Here is a 19,802-nt window from a genome sequence, read left to right as displayed (position 1 = left end):
CCGGTCACATAGTTATCTATGCTCCCGAGGACTTGCGAACTTGCCGCCTTCCCGCGACACGAATTATTTAGGGTAAACCCCAAGCAGGCGGTTCGCCGTCTGCTGTTTTTGTGGTTTTCAAAACTGCTTATTGAGAGTCAGTGGCAGTTTCGCAAACAGCAAATAATTCGAACATCGACCTAATGGGCCTGGGTTCCTGCAAAGGAAGGCTATGGGCGGTAGCGTACCCAAAACACAAGGAATTTCAGCATGGAACATCAATCAGCCACCCTACTTCGTCGCCTTAATCCTTACTGCGCACAGGCGCTGGAAGCCGCTGCAACGCTGTGCCAGACCCGCGCCCACGCTGAGATAACGCTAGAACACTGGCTACTAAAATTACTGGAATTGGGCGAGGGCGATATTACCGTGCTGGCCCGCCGCTACGAGTGGGACATGGACAGCCTGTGGCAGAGCCTGCTGGCGCACCTTGATACCCTGCCACGCTCGGTGCATGCCCGCCCGGTGTTATCGGACTCGCTGACCGAGCTGATGCAGAGCGCCTGGCTGATTGCATCCCTGCAAGACGGCGATGACCGCATTCGTAGTATTCACCTGCTCGAAGCCCTTAATATGCACCCTCATTTGCTGCGTTGTGACGGAGCCTGGCCGCTGTTTAGCCTGAGCACGACCCATATATCTCGCCTAAAGCCCTTGTTGAATGTCCAATCCGACGAGCGCCCTGAGTTGCAGCAGCAGGCCAGTCTCAATATGCCTACTTCGCCGCTGAATGAGCCAGCATCCCAACCCGGCGCTGATGCCCTTTCTGGTCAGACATTGAGTGAAGCACTACAGGCCGCGCTGGATAAATTCACGCTGGACGTGACGGCTAAAGCCAAAGCTGGACAGATTGACCCGATCTTTGGCCGCGATACCGAGATCCGCCAGATGATAGACATCCTCTCGCGCCGCCGTAAAAACAACCCGATTCTAGTGGGCGAGCCGGGCGTGGGAAAAACCGCACTGGTGGAAGGTCTGGCGCTACGCATCAGCGAAGGCAATGTTCCCGACAGCCTGAAGTCAGTCAGCCTGCGCACCTTAGATCTCGGCCTCCTTCAAGCCGGTGCTGGGGTCAAAGGCGAGTTTGAGCAGCGTTTGAAGAACGTGATTGAAGCCGTTCAGCAGTCGCCAACTCCCGTTTTACTGTTTATCGATGAAGCGCACACCATCATCGGCGCTGGCAATCAGGCCGGTGGCGCAGATGCCGCCAACCTGCTCAAACCAGCGCTGGCCCGTGGCGAGCTGCGCACCATCGCGGCCACCACCTGGTCTGAGTACAAACAGTATTTTGAGCGCGACGCTGCTTTAGAGCGCCGCTTCCAGATGGTCAAAGTCGACGAGCCGGACGACGCCAAAGCCAGCCTGATGCTGCGCGGCCTTAAAGGCCGTTACGCCCAGCACCACGGCGTACACATTCTTGACGCCGCTATCACCGCCGCCGTCACCCTTTCCCGCCGCTTCCTGACCGGCCGCCAACTTCCGGACAAAGCCGTGGACCTGCTCGACACGGCAGGTGCTCGAGTGCGCATGAGCATTGACACGCTGCCCGAAGCCTTGATGGAGATTAATGCCGAACTGGCGGCGCTGGCCATGGAGCAACAGGCTATCGAGCAAGACCTGCTGCTGATCCCTGACACCGCGTCAACCCGCCTGCAAGACATTGAACAGCGCCGTGAACAGCTAAGCGGCGAGCAGCAAAAGCTCGAGCAGCAGTATAAAGAAGAGCAGCGCCTGACCCAGCTAATTGTCGAAGCCCGTCAGGAGATTGCCGACGTGGCCCAGCTGGCAGCCTTGCAGCAAGAACTCAGTCAGGTTCAGGGAAACGCGCCGCTGCTCTCTCTCGACGTCGATGCCCGCACCGTCGCCACCGTCACTGCCGACTGGACCGGCGTGCCGCTGAGCAGCCTGTTAAAAGATGAACAGACTGACCTGCTGCAACTGGAGAACCATCTCGCCACGCGGGTGGTGGGGCAAGATGCCGCCTTGGTGGATATGGCGCAGCGCCTGCGCGCCGCTAAAACCGGCCTGACGTCAGAAAACGGCCCGCTCGGTGTATTTCTATTGGTCGGCCCAAGCGGCGTAGGTAAAACCGAGACCGCGCTGGCGCTGGCTGACACCCTGTTTGGCGGTGAAAAATCGCTGATCACTATCAATATGTCCGAGTATCAAGAAGCCCACACGGTTTCCCAGCTCAAGGGCTCACCTCCGGGCTACGTGGGCTACGGCCAGGGCGGCATTTTGACCGAAGCCGTGCGCAAACGCCCGTACAGCGTGGTACTGCTCGACGAAGTAGAAAAAGCCCACCGCGACGTGATTAACCTGTTCTATCAGGTGTTTGATCGTGGCTTTATGCGCGACGGTGAAGGCCGCGAGATTGATTTTCGCAACACGGTCATTTTGATGACCGCCAACCTCGGCAGTGACCACCTGATGCAACTGTTGGATGAACAGCCGCAGGCCAGCAATGGCGAGATGCATGAACTGCTGCGCCCTATCCTGCGCGATCACTTCCAACCCGCCCTGCTGGCCCGTTTCCAGACGCTGATTTATCGCCCGCTGGATGCCGAAGCGCTCAAAAAAATAGTCGAGATGAAGCTGGCTCAGGTCGCAAAACGCCTCAACCGACATTACGGCCTGAAATGCACCATCCAAGAGAGCCTTTACGACCAGCTTGTCGCCGCCTGCCTACTGCCGGACACCGGCGCGCGCAACATCGACAGCTTGCTCAACCAACAAATTCTGCCAGTGCTGAGTCAACAGCTTCTCAGCCGGATGAGCGGTCAGCAGCGCACAACCTCGCTGACGCTGGGCTGGGATGATGAGGAAGGGATTTTGTTGGAGTTTGAAGGAGCAGAGAGATGAGTACCACGTCTAAGACACCCTTTTTCGACCACAGCCACCACAAGCTCGCCGTGCGCGACTGCGACACGCCGGTTGACGTGGAAGGCTTTGTTGGCAACGAGAGCCTGAGCCTGCCGTTCAGCTATGACATCACGTTCACCAGCGGCGACCAAAACATTGACCCGGCAACCCTGCTGCTGAAGGACGCCTCGCTGACCCTGCAGGCCCCCGTGATGGAGGCCTTCGGCGTGGCGGTGCAGCAGCCGCAGCGGGTCATACAGGGCGTGGTCACCGGCTTCAAACGCCTCTCTGCCTCGCGCGACGAAAGCCGCTACGCCCTCTGCCTGCAGCCGAGGCTGGCCCTGCTGTCGCGCAGCCACCAGAACCGCATTTATCAGGATATCTCCGTGCCCGGCATCGTGGAGAAAATCCTGCGCGAGCGCCACGCCATGCGCGGGCAGGACTTCGTCTTCACGCTGGTAAAAGCGTATCCGCGCCGCGAGCAGGTAATGCAGTACGGCGAGGACGACCTGACCTTTATCTCACGCCTGCTGGCCGAGGTGGGTATCTGGTTCCGCTTCACCGCCGACCCCAAGCTCAATATCGACGTGGTCGAGTTTTATGACGACCAGCGGCACTACGCGAGCGGCCCGACCCTGCACGCCGTGCCGCCGTCCGGCATGCACGACGTCGGCGTTGAGTCGGCGTGGGATTTGGCCAGCGCCTATCGGGTGGTAGAAAAATCCGTCAGCACCGGGGATTACAACTACCGCACCGCCAACGCCGACCTGGCATCGGCGGCGGACGTCACCCGCGGCGACACCACCACCTACGGCGAGGCTTATCACTACGCCGACAACTATCTGGCAGCGGGCTCCGAAGGCCGTGACCCCGAGCCGGAAAGCGGCGCGTTCTACGCCCGCCTGCGCCACGAGCGCTACCTTAACCAGCAGGCGCGGTTCTCGGGCGTCGCCAACGCCGCGTCCCTGACGCCGGGCCACGAGCTAAAGGTCATTGGCAGCAATATCCCGACCCCGTTCACCAAAGGCGTGATAATCACCCACACCCGCAGCACCGCCGCGCGGGATAAAAGTTTTGAAGTGGCGTTTGAAGCTATTCCTTACTCGGAAGATTACTGCTTCCGCCCGACGCCCGTTAGCAAGCCGGTGATGGCCGGCACCCTGCCCGCCCGCGTCACCAGCACCACGACCAACGACACCTACGGGCATATCGACAAGGACGGGCGTTATCGGGTCAACATGCTGTTTGACCGCGACGGCTGGGAGCAGGGTTACGAGAGCCTGTGGGTCCGCCAGGCGCGGCCTTACGCCGGTGACACCTACGGCATGCACCTGCCGCTGCTGGCGGGCACCGAGGTGGCCATCGCCTTTGAAAATGGCAACCCCGACCGCCCCTATATCGCGCACGTCCTGCACGACTCCGCGCACGGCGACCACGTCACCATTCGCAACTACCGCCGCAACGTGCTGCGCACGCCGTCCAATAACAAGCTGCGCCTCGACGACGAGCGCGGCAAGGAGCACATCAAGCTTAGCACCGAGTACGGCGGCAAAAGCCAGCTTAACCTCGGCCACCTGGTCGACGCCGACAAGCAGCCGCGCGGCGAAGGCTTCGAGCTGCGCACCGACAGCTTCGGCGCCATCAGAGCCGAGAAAGGCATCTTCATCAGCGCCGACGGGCAGGCCAAGGCGCAGGGGAAGGCGCTGGAGATGCAGTCGGCAATGGATTTGCTGAACAATGCTCACAAGCAGATGAACTCAATCTCTTCTGATGCTCAGGCTTCAACGGCCAGCCCTTCTGACCTGCAGGCTCAAATCAATCTTTTGCAGCAAAACCTTAAAGAATTAAAGCAATCCGTTCTTTTGCTGAGTGCCCCCAAAGGTATTGCCCTCAGCAGCGGCGAGCACCTGCAAATAAGTGCCAGCGATAATCTGATTTCCACCGCGGGTAAAAATGCCGACGTCAGCGTCGCCAAGAACTTCTTTATCGGCGTGGGCAATACTATGAGTATTTTTGTCAGAAAACTGGGAATGAAGTTAATTGCTAATCAAGGACCTATCACCGTTCAAGCGCAAAACGACCTGATGGAATTGCTGGCCCGCAAGGCAATCACCATCACCAGCACCGAAGATGAAATTAAGATCACGGCGAAGAAAAGGATCACGCTGAATGCTGGAGGCAGCTATATCACACTCGATGAGAACCGGATCGAATCTGGCACCGCAGGAGAATATCTGACTAAGGCTGGGCATTATGGGAGGTTGGAAAAGGCAAATATCCCAGAAGATTTCCCGAGTGTTGCACCGGAAACTACAGAACCTGCCAGTCATTTCACTTTTTCCTGACAAGGAGTCACAACATGATTATCAGTCCTCCATTTCTGAGAAATAGAGATGCAAGCCAGTCTGATGCTGGCTGGGTTGATGCGATGATGCCTGTTAGTTCCAGTAGAGGGTATCCTCTTAATGCATCGGATTCATGGCATGGTGGGATCCATATTTCACACACTGACTCAGGCGCAGTGCCGAATAAAGTCAGGGCTATAGCTGACGGTACTGTTGAGTCGTTTCGTGTCCCATCAAAGCCTTGGAAAAGAGATCAATTCCCGCTGAAATATTCGCCTATCAGAGGAACGGATGATGGGTATGTTTTATTAAAACATGAGACTGAAATAGGTTCAGGTGAAGACGGAAAGATTGTTTTTTACTCTTTATACATACACTTGAAGCATCTGGAAGCAGAGATTCACACGGGCTCGAAAATCTATCGTAAAGCCCCTATTGGCTCATCTGGAATGACTGATGGCAAAAATGAATTTCATTTTCAGATTTTCTGCGATGACGCCAACATAAGTAAATTGGTTGGTAGAGCTACCGGCAAGTTGAATATTGATGAAAATGGAAGAACGGATGTTATCTATGGCGATATTCATTTTTATCTGCCAGCAGGCACTAAATTTTATGAGTCTCGCCCCTCGGCTAATACCGATATCACAACAAACTTGAATGAAATCCATACTAGCGAAGTGCCACTGTATGCAAGCATGAGCTTCTGTAAAGGAGCATGCACGATGATTACGCGGCAGGCATGCGCCAATGCAGAAGATGCTTTTGAAACAGTTGGCTCTCCTTTGGTCAATGCCGATGGCAAGGACTATGAGTATAACCTCTATAAAACAGCTACTTCACGCTACCCGCAAAGTCCGAGTGCCGGCTATGAACTTCTACGTTTTGGGCGGATTATTAACACCGAGCATGAAACCTTGGTTCCTGCTACAGCCCCCCTCTGGATGACAGTAAATTACCCTGGTGGACAAGGTGTGGTGAACCTTGCCGTGGCAGCCGTTAAAAAGTTCAGCGATGCGGATTTCCCCCACTGGACAGGCTGGCAGCTGGTTGATGATGATAAAGACACGCATAGCCAGTGCAATTCAGCAGCAATAAGGAAGCTCAGGGAGGAAGACAGGTATGCAGCACAAAGCCGCAAACTTATCTGCTGTATGCCGTTTGAGTGGGAAAAAAGCACTATTGATGCCCGGTATAAATGGCTAATGACTGGTCTGCCATGGGAGCAATGTACACCAGAAAAAACGGCAATATGGCAGATATCGGGAACAAATGAATCGAAGGATCGTGTTCTGATGAATGAAAAGGACTATGACAGATTCAAGCAACACGCAGAGGCCCTGTGTTTTGATTCAGGTGCCTTGGGTTCAGGGAAAGTATGGCATTTTGATCCACGCGGGTTTATTGAGCATTTTAGGAAGTGCGGGTGGTTGAGCTTATCTGAAATAACGCAAACAGTTCCAAGTAGCGCAGTGAGAAAAACAGGCAAAAACAGATATGCGTGGGAAGCAATAAATAGTCGTTTAAAAAATCCAGGTTCAATACTGGTTAGTCATATCAATAACCTCAACAATATGATGAGAAAATATTGCATAAATACGCCTTATCGGATCTCATGTTTTTTAGGTAATGCAGTACAAGAAACCCAGTGGCTAACCACTCTTCATGAAGGGAACGGAGGTAATTTATGGTATGCACCATGGTATGGACGTGGCTTTCTTCAACTAACTAATCCTGAAAATTACCTTAACTACTTTGAACATACAGGGGTATTTGTAAATACATCTCTAAAAAATAGCCTTGTAAATGCATATGCTTTAATCGCTGCTCAACCTACCGCTGAAAGATCTAATGTAACATTACAAGACCGTCAGTTTCCTACATTACCTTCTGAGATTATCAAGTTGAGAGAGAGAGTTAGTGAGAATAATTCATCTAACATATCAGCCGCAGATAGTGCAGGATTTTATTGGGTTAAAAATAAGATGGCAAAATATGCAGACATGGAGCATATTCTTGAAAGAGTTTCAGTTAATTCTAATAGTGGAACGAAGCATTATTATCGTAGCCCATCGTTTTGGAAAGCTAGCGCGGCAGTTAATTTACCGGGCAGGATAAATAACCTTTATAGCTCTTCACTAAATGGTTTTGATGCACGGTGTTGTGCATATGGAGTTGCATTGGCCATTTTATCCGAAGATAAATTCCCCGACACTTCCGGAAATTTAACAATTTTATTCCCTGAAGGATATATTCATAGGAAGTAATAGCATGAGACTAGCATATCTAACTCTTTTCTTAAGCTTTAACACACTCGCATTAGATACAACTTCATCACAACAAGATAAACCACCTTCAGTGATTAGGAGTTTGTCATCAAATTCCAATGCTGATATTTCAGCATCATCAAATTTTGATGCTTGCAACGTACACTTCAAAGACTATGTTTATCCCGCACTGTCAGATGATGAGTATTTCAAAAAAAAATCTCCTATTTCAGAATGGTACTGCCTGTATTCTGGAGAAGCTTTTGAGGCTGGATATGATACTCAGCATACTAATGATAATGGCATTGATGAAAGTAGTACTGACAACAAAATTATATATGATTACAAAAGCAAAGATTGGAAGTCTGTGCCAGATGATAATTACAAAAAAAAAGGGAAAGCTAATCACTTAGAGCTAATTAAAATAAAGAGTAAAAACTCTAGTGGATTCATGGCCATAAATAGCATGAAGAAATTAAAAGATGGCAGTAATGTTGAAGGATTTTACTTTTGTTTAATTCATAATAATAATGCACTCTGTGGCTCTGGTGAGAGCGTTAAAAGCAGTTGGGAATTTATCTTTTCTCAAGATGCATTGAAACTATTAAATAGCATTTCCTTTGACAAAAATCAATAGCACTTAATTAATATAGTAGCTAAATGATATGACATCTAGCATCATTTGTGTCATGGATACATGCAGAATTCAATCAACCAACGATGATAACTGCTTTGACTTTATGATGTAAATCATTCCTTGCATGTCAAAAACATTTAAAATTAACATAATATGATAGTAAAAACACAAGACATATAGTAAAAAACCTAGGATACATACTGAATTAGCATAAATAGTAATTACACCACCCACGGGAAAATCCACTGTACAAGTCAACTTAAGTTCCGCGAGATAATGATATGATACATTCAAAAATTATTTTCTTTATTTCTTCCCTTGTATCTTTTAACGCTTTCTCATCAAATACAATAGAATTCAACATATCTAAAAAATACAATGCGGAGATCACAGCAGTAGGGCAAGAAGGAGACTATAAAGTAAAATATAAAATCTTCGAAAAAACCAGATTAATACAAGAAAAAATCATTCATGTCGACTCAGAAAGAAAAATAAACATGTTGATTGATGATTTTAATTTTGACGGAAAGAAAGATTTTTCTATCTGGCACATGGACGAAGGCATGGGAACATATAAAATATTCAGAATGTTTATTTTTACAGATAAAAAAAATGACTTTAATGAGATACATTCACCTTGTGGAGATGATTATATTGATGTCAGAGTTGATAACCAAAAAAAAGAATTAATTAGCTCATATTTCGACGACAACCAAGTTAAAAAATGCATCACTGTAAAAAGAAATATAATGATTAAATAATTACGCATATACATCACTCTAGTAAATTGCATATCCGACTTTTCTATCTATCTAGTCGTATTAATTATACTCATTACCGAGGGTTAAACGGCTTTGATACTCGTTGTTGTGTCTGTGGAGGCGCTATCTCTGTACTTACGGAAATGAAATTCCCTAATGATAATCGTGCCTTCGTGCTTGAAATCCCGGGATCAAATCAACTTAGGAGAGAAATGAACAAATTAATATACTTCCTAATCTTTTTTAGTGGGATGATTACCATTAACGTTTATGCACAGGAAATGGTATTTGAATGTCTGACCTCAAACAATAAAGCCGTATCACTTTATCAAGATGGAGATGACATTACTTACAATTTCGGCAAAACGAATTCAAAACCAGACATTATGATTAAGAGAAAATCGCAAAAATTAAATATAAAACAAGAAACACTAGTAGGGTCTGGACTAGATAGTTCTATTGAGTTTAAAAATGGAACCTATAGCTATACGATTAATGAAAGTTTAAACAGAGTAAGTGAAGATCACGAATCAACAGCATGGCTAGATGTGAAAAAAATGGAAAAATTATAAATTCAATTGATTGCAATGTGAATAACGGCTCTCTAACTGATATAAATATTAGCCACAAATAATGTATATTTAACTAAAAATGACCAAATATAAAATTAATTCTTTCTTTTGGATACTACTTACTGCTATGACCCCAAATTCAAATTGTTGGGGCGCATATTATAACTCCGTAGAATTTGATGATATCATTGTGAGGTTGAATAAGGATAAAGTCGGCTACATTACGGTTCATAATAAAAAATCTGGTATAGATCATTCTTGTGAAATCGCTAATTGGGATAATTCAATGCTAACTGGGGCCGGGGAAATATCATTAACAAGCGATCATGTGGGAGTACTTATAGCGTCCGGTAATAAATATCTTGAAACTGAAGACGTGAAGAATTGTAACGGAAATGCTATTAGTGTTTATTCTACTCCGTATTTTGATCAAGAAATATCCACCATTATAGACATGAACTTTGAAAAGAAGTTGGTTCTAGCGTTGGTGGTAGTTGATGCTCACTTCAGATCATACCAAGCGATAGTTTCTAATTTTAATGGAACAAAAAATATTTTTTCAGATAAGGGATTTTGGAGTGACTCCGTAAAAAATACTGATGACACATTTTCCCCAGGCAACACTCTTTATTTAGGAAAAATATCGCCAAATGGCAGATTTGTTTCGCCTAACGATTTAGATTGTTCTATTGATTCATTCCCTGGAGTATGGGATATAGCAACAAGAAAGAAAGTGATTTTCCCTTCGGATAAAGATGCATCAGTGATTGATAGTAAATGCCGGGAACTGTTTTCTGGGAAACAATCCCTAAATGAATTAGGTGGCAAACTTGCTCCCATAAAATAACATTTAATTTATTAAAAATTCTTTTAAATATTTATATTGCATTAAGTGCATCCTCAACGACTCTTGCTTAAGAAAAATCAAACCCAGAAAATTCCCACAACAACTTAATATAGTTTAGCAACGTAATAAGCAATGGCATCAACTATCTTTTAAAAACAGGTATCAATCAACTCAGAATGTATATTCTATTGTTGGAGATGAATAAGTGAAAAAAATAATAATATTATTTCTGTTTTCCTTTACAACTCCTTGCTTTAGCGAAGATCATCCCAAATCAACATCTCTAGACGAGGCCACAATAAATATCCCTGAGAAATGGAATGTCAAAAAAAACAACAACTGTTTAATCATTAGGGCGGAACATGTATATGCATCCGATTACCTTAAACTATGTAGAAATATATCAAATGAAGAAAGTGATTACTTTACCATGAATGATGACCGAAAGTGGGAGGCAATAACTGACGGCATTCCTGTTTTAGCAAATATAAACACCAACTCAAAATTTACTGGAATGAGTGCTGTAGTTTCATGTAAGTATAAAGATGATGCTGGATACCATTCTGAGCAGTGTTTTCAGGCGGAAATAAAATTACCACAAAAGGTAAATTTCATATTTACTGGTAGAGGCAACCCATCTTTATTTAGCGATTACAATAAAGTATACCTGTCATCCCTGATAAAATAATATTTCAATTTATTACATGCAAATATTAAAAAATAGGCATTATCAGGATATGTCAATATAAACACCACGAGCATGAGAAGCCCAACAAAGATATTTCCCCCTTAGGGGGGGTATAACGCCGTATAAATAAAAACAGACAATGGCCAAGTAATTTTGCAAACTTCAATGCTGCCACTTAATTATATTACCACCCAGAATCCATCAAAGAAAAATAATGACACCAACCTATTTGATGCATTCAATAAACTAAAATGTGGCAATATGTTAAAACATCATTTATTAATTCTATTATTAGCAATTACGACATTTAATACAAAAGCGGAATTAAGCTGCAAATTGGACGCAGTTGGCTGTGAAACCATAAAAGGCAAGTTAACATCAGCTGTTATTGGAAAAGATATTGTAGGGATATATTTGAATAATGAATTAATTACAACTATAAAATCCAGTGATGTAAATGAAGCATTTTCATACTATGATCTTCCTCACAAAAAAGGAAAATCAAAACTAATTGAAAAATTAATAATTTCCTATGACTCCACAGATTGCATTTCAGAGAATGTGAAATTTCGCTGTCATAAATTTAGAGTCATTGATCTGTTTCGTAAAAATATATTATCCAATTCATTTTACCCACCCGTATTAAACTCCCTGCTAATAAATATTACATGGGGAGAAGAAAAATCAAAAATGATGTTTGAAGACAAATCGGAATTCACTTATGAAGATGGAAATGTGACTATGTCAAATAGTGGTGTTATCGCCGAACAAGAAGTAGTTGATAAAGAAAATAATCGATAAATACAATATGACAAAAGCTACTTACAAGCAAAAAAACACGAGGTAAAAACAGAAAAAAGAGCGACACACTTGCTCTCAGTTTTTAGCAAAAGCAATACTAAGACGAAACTAATACCAACTCACCACCTGAATAAATTCAATTAACTAAAAACCTGTCTAATCAGGACACCAAAATGCCAGTAAACCTAAATAACATACCTGCCCCCTATCTACGTCCTACTCCGCCCAAGCCATTGCGCTGGTTAGCTGCGTTGGTATGCCTTGTCGCGACAGGAATATTACTGATGCGATTATTAGGGAAATTGGTGGGCGATGCCACTTTCTGGTGGTTTGCCATGGGGATTCCCGTCATTTTTTGGCTGGTATTAATGGGAATTCGAATGGCCGTTTATATGATCCATCAAATAAAAGCTAATGCTTGGGATAAACGCCGAGAGCAGGTGATTTTGCAGGAAGTACAGCGGGGAAGTCGCGCATTACAAATTTTGGCAGCGACTTTCAGCACGGCGCATATAGCCAATGCAGAATTTACTGACTGCACCGAAGCTATGCTTCGTAATCAGCAAATGTTAACACCGCAAACTAGCTGGAAAAAAGAAAATACCATCCGGCACAGTAAGTTGCCCGCTTCAAATGACCTTGAACCTCAAGAACGAATAGCCGCTGCCTTTGCTGAGCTTTTGGAAAGTTTCGTCGATACGTTTGCCTTTATCCGGCCAGATCATCCTATCGCTGTTTTACTCGAATCCACCTCTTCAATACCTGAAGCACAGGTCAAAGAGATCTGGCTGAATGCCTGGGAAAAGAGAGCGTTTCCTCCGCCTACGCATTTTCTTCGGGGGAGCGGGCTTAGGGTGATCGACAACTGGCTGGATAACCATATCCAAGATGAAGATTTGCTGCTGGTCGTCGCAGTGCATATCGCACCTGATGTAACCCTGTTCAGCGCAGAAGCCGTGGTCGGAGTGTTACTCGGCAACCGGCTGACACAAAAGGATTTGTTACCCCTTGCTCTGCTTCATCGGCCAGAACTTTCGGAAGCGAATGATGAAATGTTACGCGCCACTGCTGTGCAGGCTGCAGACTGGGTACCTATGAGCATCGATAAAGTGCAGCACCTGTGGTTAACAGGAATATCGGCTAAAAGCGATGCTTACAGAGCGATCCTCAAAGTCAAAACTGCGCTGCCATTTACCGGCCTTGAGCAACAAAGTGACATGCACCATATAGACAGTTTTCTTGGAGATACGGCACTCGCAGCCCCTTGGCTAGCCATTGCCGTTGCTGCCAAGTCGATGAGTTATTCCCCAGCACCACATTTTATTTTTAGCGGCGAACAAGGCAGCGAAAGTGTCTGGAGTTGTGCCGTCTCTCCCAATGCTTCTCACAAGGAGAACATAACGTGAAGCGCATTGCCTTACCGATTAAAAAACCAGAAGTCTGGTTCTGGATTATTGCCTTGGTATTTTTACTCACCGGCGCGCTACTTTGCTGGCTAGTCTGGCAGCACCCAGAACAGGTTGGGTTAATGCCAGACACGCCGCAGCAGGATCGCTGGCTGACAGGGTTGATGGTAGGAACTGGCGTTCTGAGCTGTTGCGCGTTGTTAACCTATGCCGGTACGCGCCTTTCGGGAAAAAAGCATTTTGATGAAATTCGTCAACAAGCCCAAGGGGATGATGTTCCTAAGCCTGAAAAAGTAGCGAAAGATAAATCTCTGAACAAAATGGTGTTTCTGAAGCGCCATCTGCGCCTTCGCTACGGCCTGTTCTGGCGCAATAAAGTTCGTTTGCTGATGGTGATGGGCGAAGCCGAACAGGTTGCCGCGCTGGCGCCTACTCTGGCAACTCAGGGCTGGCTTGAAGGTCAGCGCACGTTGCTCATTTTTGGTGGCAGCCTGCATGAAGAAGGCGATCACTCGCGTCTGACTGCGTGGCGCAAGCTGCGCCGCACTCGGCCCTTAGACGGCATCGTCTGGGCGATGGCTGATACGCAAAGCCGAAACGCTCAGTGGGTCGATGACAGCCTGCGATCTTTGGAAAAAATCGGCGATACGCTGCGCTATCAGCCTGCGGTTTATCTCTGGCAGGTGGTTGCAGGGAAAGCTGAGGGTCTCTCGCGCACGGAACAATCGATAGGAGCCATTTTCCCTGCAAAAATGTCATCCGAGTCGATTCAGTCTCAACTTAAATCCTTAACACCGCAGCTGCGCGAGCAGGGTTTACAGCAGGTATTTGTCGATCAGCAACATGACTTCCTGCTGCGCCTTGCTCAATCACTGGAGAGCAGCACCGCCGCGCATTGGGGGAAAATACTCACCCCGTGGCTCGCCAGCTATGGCAAACGCATCCCTTTACGCGGCTTAATGTTCAGCCAGCCGGTATCATCGGCCACCTCTGCCGGTGTCCATGAAAAAACGTGGTCGCCCCCCGTGACTTGGCAAGGGGTTTTAGAGGATTGTCGCGCAGCGCGTGGACAACGCGTTGGCCTGCCTTGGGAGCAAACCCTGTGTTACAGCCTGCTGGCGCTGATTATGCTTTGGGGTGCGGGAAGCCTAATGTCGTTCGCAGTCAACCGCCATCAAATGGTCTCGGCCAGCGAACTGGCGCAGAATCTGGCGAAGCCGCTGCCTGTATCTGATGCGCAACTTATTGCTTTGCAAGCCCTGCGCAACGATATCGGACGCTTACAAACCCGTATTGAGCACGGCGCACCTTGGTATCAGCGTTTTGGCTTAGACCAAAATGCGGCACTGCTTGATGCCCTACTCCCTTGGTATCGTCAGGCCAATAATCGCCTGATACGCGATGCCGCTGCGGACAGCTTGCAGCAGAAACTGAGCGTGCTGGCCAACCTTCCGGCGAACAGCCCGAAACGCGCTGTGCTGGCGAAATCAGGCTACGACCAATTAAAAGCCTATTTGATGATGGCGAGACCGGAAAAAGCCGAAGGCCAGTTTTACGCGCAAGTCATGAAATTCACTGAGCCGCGCCGTGCAGGCGTCTCTTCCGGCCTATGGCAGAGCCTGGCGCCTGATTTATGGCAGTTTTATGCTTCCAACTTACCCACTCAGCCAAGTTGGAAAATCAACGTCGATAGCAGTCTGGTCACTCAGGCGCGTCAGGTACTGCTAGGAGAAATCGGCCAGCGCAATGCCGAAAGCACGCTATACGAAAATATGCTGCTGTCGGTACGCCGCAACTATGCGGATATGACGCTGACTGATATGGCGGGCGATACCGATGCCCAGCGCCTGTTCCACACTGATGAAAGCGTGCCAGGCATGTTCACGCGCAAAGCCTGGGACGAGCAAATCCAGCAGGCGATTGATAAAGCCGTGGCGTCGCGCCGCGAAGAGATTGACTGGGTGCTGAGTGATAACCGTCGGTCAGTTGCTGATGAAATCTCACCTGAAGCCCTGAAAAAACGCCTGACAGAACGCTATTTCACTGATTTTGCAGGCAGTTGGTTGAACTTCCTCAACAGTCTTCATTGGAACGACGCTCATAATTTATCTGATGTTATTGACCAGCTCACCCTGATGAGCGACGTGCGCCAGTCGCCATTGATTGCCTTAATGAACACGCTGGCGTGGCAGGGGCAGACCGGGCAAAAAGATCAGGCGTTGTCGGACTCTCTGGTGAAATCGGCGAAAGCCTTGATCAACAAAGATGCGCAGCCAGCCATCGACCAACAGGCCCATGGCCCGGTCGGGCCTCTGGATGAAACCTTTGGTCCCCTGCTCGCCTTGATGGGCAAAGGCAGTGCACAGAATATGATGCCTTCCGACAGTTCGCTCAGCCTGCAAACGCTGCTGACCCGCGTGACTCGCGTCCGTCTTAAACTTCAGCAGGTTGCCAATGCCTCTGACCCACAGGAGATGACACAGGTACTGGCGCAGACGGTATTCCAAGGCAAAAGCGTCGATCTGACCGACACCCAAGAGTATGGCAGCCTAATCGCGGCGAGTCTGGGGGAAGAGTGGAGCGGTTTTGGGCAGTCGATGTTTGTTCAGCCCTTGACTCAGGCTTGGGAAACGGTGCTGCAGCCCTCTTCCGCCAGCCTCAACGATCAGTGGAAAAAAGCTATTGTCGCCAATTGGAAATCAGCGTTTGACGGGCGTTATCCGTTCGCCATCAGTAAGAGTGATGCGTCACTGCCGATGTTGGCCGAATTTATTCGCAAAGACAGTGGCCGTATCGACAGCTTCCTGACCCGCGAACTGAGTGGCGTGCTGCATAAAGAAGGGACTCGCTGGGTGCCGGATAGAGTCAACAGTCAGGGGTTGACTTTTAACCCAGCGTTTCTCGAGGCGATTAATCAACTCAGCCAGATTTCCGACATCCTGTTTACTGATGGCAGTCAGGGTATGCGCTTCGAGCTGCTCGCCCGCCCGGTGCCTAATGTGGTGGAAACCAACCTGTCGATTGACGGCCAAAAACTCACCTATTTCAACCAAATGGAGAGTTGGCAGAGCTTCCGCTGGCCGGGCGATACCTACAAACCGGGCACCATGCTGACTTGGACCAGCGTGAATGCAGGTGCCCGTTTATACGGCGATTATCAGGGAACCTGGGGATTGATTCGTTGGCTGGAACAGGCAAAACAGCAAAAGCTTGATGAGGGGCGCTATCAGCTCACCTTCACAACCACCGATAAACAGCCGCTCCAGTGGATATTGCGCACCGAGCTCGGCAAAGGCCCGCTGGGACTGTTGCAGCTGCGCAACTTCACGCTGCCGACAAAAATCTTCCTGACGTCAGAGACGCAAGCTGCGGCTGAAAAGCCATTTGATGCCGATGCCATAGCCCAAGAGTGATCTCCGCCCCTCTCGCTTAAAATTCAACAGGACCCGTAATGACCACATTAATCACGCTGCAAGAGGCTTGCAGCGCCGAGTCTTCATCACTCTTGCAATTGGCAACTGAGCAGGCCGCACTCTGGAATAACTGGTTAAAACCGATCTCAGCGGATCTGCCTGCCGGTGAAGATCCGTGCTACGACGACGACTTCCAGCAAATGCGCGAAGAGGTGAATAAGCTCTCGGGGGCCAATACCACGCTCATCTACGAGCTGTCGGAGAAATTGCTCACCGCCTATTGCAAGGATGTACGGGTCGCCACCTATTACATCTGGGCGCGCCTGCATCGCGATGGCGAAGCCGGCTTTGCCGATGGTCTCTCCCTGTTGACAGGACTTATCGGGGATTTTGGTGAGATGCTGCACCCGCAGCGCGCCACCAGCAGAAAAACGGCGCTCGAATGGCTTGCAGGGTCGCGCATGCTGGACAGCCTTTCACTCTATCCCGAGGTCGATAAAGCCGATTTTTCCCGCATCGTGGCGGCCCTGACACTTATCGAACATGGCGTAAGCACATGGCCTGAAGCGAGTCGCCCACAGTTCGGCGCGCTCTACGCCGTGCTGGAAAATCGCCTCGCGCAGTCTGGCGGGATGCATGCCGTGGTGCCGCAAAATAGCGGCTCTTCAAGCCCCTCGACGGAATCCGTCAGCGCGTCCCCCTCACTGCGACCAGTGCAGTCCGGCCGCGACTTGCTGGATCAGGCAAAGACGCTGGCAAAATACCTGCGCGACCAGCCTCAGGGGTGGCTCTCGGGCCATCATCTGATCAAGAGCGTGCGTTGGGATACGGTTCATGAGCTTCCTCCACTGGACGCCAGTGGCCGTACTCGCTTACTGCCGCCGCGCCCGGAGTATCGCGCGCAGCTCAAGCGTCTTTACCTGCAACAGAGCTGGATAGAACTGCTGGAACAGGCAGAGTCGATGTTTGCCGAAGGCGTTAACCACTTCTGGCTCGACGTACAGTGGTATTTGCATCAGGCACTTAGCAAGGCGGGAGCGCCCTTCGACAGCTGGACCAGCTGTATTACTCAGGATTTGCGCCTGCTGCTGACCCGACTCACCGGGCTGGAAAGCCTGTGCTGGAGCGACGGCACGCCCTTTGCGGATGAAGTCACTCAAGATTGGATTAATCAGCAGGTGTTGGAATCGGTTACTGGCTGGGGCAATGAACCCGCCGCTGCCGTCACCTCCGGCGAGGACGATATTCTTCAGCTTGAAAGCGAGGCGCTGGCACAGGCCGACAGTGACGGCGTGGAAACTGCGATCCTCTGGTTGCAAGCACGTCCGGGAGTCACCACCCCACGCCATCAATGGTTGTTACGGCTGGTGATGGCCCGCGTGACCGAGCAATATGGCAAGAACGACATGGCGCTCCACCTGCTGGCGGATCTGGATAGCGGCGGCTCATCCCTCACCCTAAACCACTGGGAGCCGGGATTGGTTTTTGAGGTTAAAGCCCGACGCCTCAAGTTACTGCGTATGAAGGCGCAGCGCAGTGACAGCGACAAACTTCGCCTGCACAGCGATATGGAAACCTTGCTCAGCGGGCTAATAGCGTTAGACCCGGCAAGGGCTGCGGTGTTGTGTGGTTAACACTTAATAAGGGATTATTTATGGCAAAAGGTTATTACTTGGTGGTGGAAGATGAAACCACCTGTGGCGGTATCATCATTGAAGGCGATACAACCCACACACTGTTCGGCAGAGCCGTGGCTCGCGAGGAAGATCGCGTAACCTGCGGCAAACACCCCGGCACTTACTATATTATCGGCCATATTCCCGGGGATAAGATCCACGGCCGAAATTTTGCTGGCACCCTGCACAGCAAAAGCAGCTGTCCTTGCGAAGCAGAGTTTATTCCGTCAATGGTGGATGATACGTATGATTTAACTCCTTCTGATTCTTCTAAACCAAGTACTCAAGCAAGTGAATCCGCCGACAACAATAACCAAGCTAACTCGCCAAAAAATAAAATAATCTGTACGCACACAGATGGCGCCTTAGTTGTTGCCGAATATATTGTTAATGAAATTAAAAAGAATGTAAAAAGTCAGACTGCGGAACAGATTAGGTACCTTATAGACAAAGAAACTTATAACGAAAGTATGAAAGAATGGGAAAATAGTCCTTGGTATAATAAATTGAATCCACCACCGCAACTTTCACCGGTTACTGCGATGGCAATTTGGTTTCAAGCAGTAAAAACAGGATCGATTTGGGATCATAAGCATTTAATAAAATCCAAATTTAGTGAGGTAGCTGTAGAGCGTCAATTAAAAAGCCGCCAAATCTCAAAGAGCCATTATCACAAATACAAAAATCACGATTACTTCTATGATGTCTGGTCTAATATACATTATGGTTATGTAGGGTTAAGCACTGGGTTTTCAGTTGAAACTTTACTTGCAGGCTCAAACATGGAACAAATTAGAACCAGCATTGATTCGGTAAAAGATCCAATTGACGATATTGCTTGTATGAACATAGGGTTTTCTCTATTTAAAGAATTTGGAAAATACGCAGAAGAGCTGACAGCTCAAGATATCCTAAATGCATTAGAATCTGAAAGTGACAATGTTCTTACGGAGTCGAGAGATGAACATTGGTGCATAAAAATCTCTAGTAATGGCTCGTTAGGGGAAACTAAATGATTAGCATCATAAAAAGAAGAAAAATCATCACAACTATATTAGCCCTGCTAATTATAATTACATTGGCTTATAAGTTAAAGCCACGAATTATAATAAAAAACAACACAAACGAGATCGTCCGTGTTTATGTTATGGAAAGAGTTGTTTCCGAAGACGAACCGTCCATAGAGGAAGTAGACCAGCTAAAAAAAGTAAGGATTTTAAATCCTCAGGAAGAGATAAGCATAGCGCCCTCTTTCAGCACTTTACTACATAGAAATAAAGAAATAGACATTGGCTGGAGAACTATGCCTCCTGAAAAAAACAATACCAAAGTGGGCCATAAATGGTTTTTCATAAAAGCGACAAAAGGGAACTGTAGTTATTCCTTAACGATAAGTAATGATAACTACACTTTAAAAAATGAACATAGCCATATATGTATTAAACGTCTCACTCCAATAACTGACTGATTCTGATTAATATTTAAATC

General features: G+C 47.9%; 14 protein-coding genes. All 14 read left to right on the top strand.

Annotated elements, in window-relative coordinates; translation table 11 throughout:
* The first annotated feature begins 249 nt into the window (after positions 1–249).
* The 14 genes from tssH (at position 250) to SBO83_RS04000 (ending at position 19,782) form a co-directional block, all read left to right on the top strand.
* Positions 250–2,901: a type VI secretion system ATPase TssH gene (gene tssH / locus SBO83_RS04065; protein WP_396130534.1), complete on the top strand. Its 2,652-nt coding sequence runs from the start codon at positions 250–252 to the stop codon at positions 2,899–2,901.
* Complete coding sequence (locus SBO83_RS04060; protein WP_396130533.1) at positions 2,898–5,246, top strand: type VI secretion system tip protein VgrG; 2,349 nt, start codon at positions 2,898–2,900, stop codon at positions 5,244–5,246. Before tssH ends, SBO83_RS04060 begins: the two co-directional genes overlap by 4 nt.
* 14 nt (positions 5,247–5,260) lie before the next feature.
* A complete protein-coding gene (locus SBO83_RS04055; protein ID WP_396130532.1) occupies positions 5,261–7,513 on the top strand; it encodes a hydroxyethylthiazole kinase in 2,253 nt (750 codons plus the stop codon).
* 4 nt (positions 7,514–7,517) lie between these two features.
* Positions 7,518–8,150: a hypothetical protein gene (locus SBO83_RS04050; protein WP_396130531.1), complete on the top strand. Its 633-nt coding sequence runs from the start codon at positions 7,518–7,520 to the stop codon at positions 8,148–8,150.
* A 281-nt stretch (positions 8,151–8,431) separates the two neighbouring features.
* On the top strand, positions 8,432–8,911 hold the full coding sequence (locus SBO83_RS04045; protein WP_396130530.1) for an XAC2610-related protein: 480 nt from the start codon (positions 8,432–8,434) through the stop codon (positions 8,909–8,911).
* Positions 8,912–9,123: 212 nt separating this feature from the next.
* Positions 9,124–9,483 (top strand): hypothetical protein, encoded by a 360-nt coding sequence (locus SBO83_RS04040; RefSeq protein ID WP_396130529.1) that lies wholly within the window; start codon positions 9,124–9,126, stop codon positions 9,481–9,483.
* 79 nt (positions 9,484–9,562) lie between these two features.
* Entirely contained in the window at positions 9,563–10,330 is a 768-nt protein-coding gene (locus SBO83_RS04035; protein ID WP_396130528.1) for a hypothetical protein, read from the top strand.
* 205 nt (positions 10,331–10,535) lie between these two features.
* Positions 10,536–11,018, top strand: a complete 483-nt coding sequence (locus tag SBO83_RS04030; protein ID WP_396130527.1) for a hypothetical protein — start codon at positions 10,536–10,538, stop codon at positions 11,016–11,018.
* Between the two features lie 165 nt (positions 11,019–11,183).
* Positions 11,184–11,819, top strand: coding sequence for a hypothetical protein (locus tag SBO83_RS04025; RefSeq protein ID WP_396130526.1), 636 nt, complete (start codon positions 11,184–11,186; stop codon positions 11,817–11,819).
* 284 nt (positions 11,820–12,103) lie between these two features.
* A complete protein-coding gene (locus SBO83_RS04020; RefSeq protein WP_396130525.1) occupies positions 12,104–13,225 on the top strand; it encodes a hypothetical protein in 1,122 nt (373 codons plus the stop codon).
* On the top strand, positions 13,222–16,638 hold the full coding sequence (locus tag SBO83_RS04015) for an ImcF-related family protein (RefSeq protein ID WP_396130524.1): 3,417 nt from the start codon (positions 13,222–13,224) through the stop codon (positions 16,636–16,638). Before SBO83_RS04020 ends, SBO83_RS04015 begins: the two co-directional genes overlap by 4 nt.
* A gap of 38 nt (positions 16,639–16,676) precedes the next feature.
* Complete coding sequence (tssA, locus tag SBO83_RS04010) at positions 16,677–18,272, top strand: type VI secretion system protein TssA (RefSeq protein ID WP_396130523.1); 1,596 nt, start codon at positions 16,677–16,679, stop codon at positions 18,270–18,272.
* Between the two features lie 20 nt (positions 18,273–18,292).
* Positions 18,293–19,330, top strand: coding sequence for a polymorphic toxin type 44 domain-containing protein (locus tag SBO83_RS04005; RefSeq protein WP_396130522.1), 1,038 nt, complete (start codon positions 18,293–18,295; stop codon positions 19,328–19,330).
* A complete protein-coding gene (locus SBO83_RS04000) occupies positions 19,327–19,782 on the top strand; it encodes a hypothetical protein (RefSeq protein ID WP_396130521.1) in 456 nt (151 codons plus the stop codon). Before SBO83_RS04005 ends, SBO83_RS04000 begins: the two co-directional genes overlap by 4 nt.
* Positions 19,783–19,802 lie beyond the last annotated feature (20 nt).

The sequence above is a fragment of the Ewingella allii genome (assembly GCF_044430645.1).
GTDB classification, from domain to species: Bacteria; Pseudomonadota; Gammaproteobacteria; order Enterobacterales; family Enterobacteriaceae; genus Ewingella; species Ewingella allii.
Note: the sequence above shows the minus strand (reverse complement) of the source record. Positions and strands in the feature narration are given on the sequence as shown.

What these genes read in the sequence shown, in the direction of transcription:
- tssH (WP_396130534.1), top strand. Translation starts at nt 250, where the DNA reads ATGGAACATCAATCAGCCACCCTACTTCGTCGCCTTAATCCTTACTGC.
- SBO83_RS04060 (WP_396130533.1), top strand. Translation starts at nt 2,898, where the DNA reads ATGAGTACCACGTCTAAGACACCCTTTTTCGACCACAGCCACCACAAG.
- SBO83_RS04055 (WP_396130532.1), top strand. Translation starts at nt 5,261, where the DNA reads ATGATTATCAGTCCTCCATTTCTGAGAAATAGAGATGCAAGCCAGTCT.
- SBO83_RS04050 (WP_396130531.1), top strand. Translation starts at nt 7,518, where the DNA reads ATGAGACTAGCATATCTAACTCTTTTCTTAAGCTTTAACACACTCGCA.
- SBO83_RS04045 (WP_396130530.1), top strand. Translation starts at nt 8,432, where the DNA reads ATGATACATTCAAAAATTATTTTCTTTATTTCTTCCCTTGTATCTTTT.
- SBO83_RS04040 (WP_396130529.1), top strand. Translation starts at nt 9,124, where the DNA reads ATGAACAAATTAATATACTTCCTAATCTTTTTTAGTGGGATGATTACC.
- SBO83_RS04035 (WP_396130528.1), top strand. Translation starts at nt 9,563, where the DNA reads ATGACCAAATATAAAATTAATTCTTTCTTTTGGATACTACTTACTGCT.
- SBO83_RS04025 (WP_396130526.1), top strand. Translation starts at nt 11,184, where the DNA reads ATGCTGCCACTTAATTATATTACCACCCAGAATCCATCAAAGAAAAAT.
- SBO83_RS04020 (WP_396130525.1), top strand. Translation starts at nt 12,104, where the DNA reads ATGCGATTATTAGGGAAATTGGTGGGCGATGCCACTTTCTGGTGGTTT.
- tssA (WP_396130523.1), top strand. Translation starts at nt 16,677, where the DNA reads ATGACCACATTAATCACGCTGCAAGAGGCTTGCAGCGCCGAGTCTTCA.
- SBO83_RS04005 (WP_396130522.1), top strand. Translation starts at nt 18,293, where the DNA reads ATGGCAAAAGGTTATTACTTGGTGGTGGAAGATGAAACCACCTGTGGC.
- SBO83_RS04000 (WP_396130521.1), top strand. Translation starts at nt 19,327, where the DNA reads ATGATTAGCATCATAAAAAGAAGAAAAATCATCACAACTATATTAGCC.